This window comes from Pseudomonas sp. P5_B2 (assembly GCF_056400445.1).
Genome location: NZ_JBFULH010001288.1, coordinates 1 through 752, shown reverse-complemented (window position 1 = coordinate 752; position 752 = coordinate 1). Strand labels below are relative to the sequence as shown.

General features: G+C 53.7%; 1 protein-coding gene. It reads left to right on the top strand.

Annotated elements, in window-relative coordinates; translation table 11 throughout:
• Positions 1-752, top strand: a 752-nt coding sequence (locus AC1DRJ_RS30790; protein WP_477805435.1) for an aldehyde dehydrogenase family protein, incomplete at both ends; no start/stop codon positions are given.

The window sequence follows — 752 nt, the reverse complement described above, 5'->3', positions numbered from 1 at the left end:
GGATAGCGGCAAGCCTATCCGTGAATGTCAGAACATCGACATTCCCGAGACGATTCATACCCTGCGCTGGCATGCTGAACTGATCGACAAAATTTACGATGCGACAGCACCGGTAGGTTCGGGAGCGGTCACGATGGTCGTGCGTGAGCCCATTGGTGTTGTCGGTCTTGTTCTGCCTTGGAATTTCCCGCTTCTGATGCTTGCCTGGAAGATCGGCCCGTCTTTGGCTGCAGGCTGCTCGATTGTGGTGAAGCCTGCTAAAGAAACCACCCTGAGCACGCTCCGCGTTGCAGATCTGGCTTTCCAGGCGGGTATACCTGCTGGCGTTTTCAACGTGATCCCTGGTGGCGGCAAAGATGCTGGCGAGCCTTTGGGCCGGCATTCGGATGTGGCAATGGTCAGCTTCACAGGCTCTACAGACACTGGGCGGTTGTTTCTCAAATACTCCAGTGAGTCGAACCTCAAACGCATCGTTCTTGAGTGCGGAGGCAAAAACCCTGCAGTAGTGATGGACGATGTCGAAGACATTGATCTCGTCGCCCAGCATGTGGTGAATGGTGCTTTCTGGAACATGGGTGAGAACTGCTCTGCATCCTCTCGCTTGATCGTTCATAGCGATATCAAGGACGAATTGTTGAAGCGGATCCAGGTTCATCTGGGTGACTGGCAAATGGGTGATCCACTCGACCCAGAAAATCGTCTCGGCTCCATGATCAGCAAGGCTCACTTTGAAAAAGTGCGCTCCTACATCG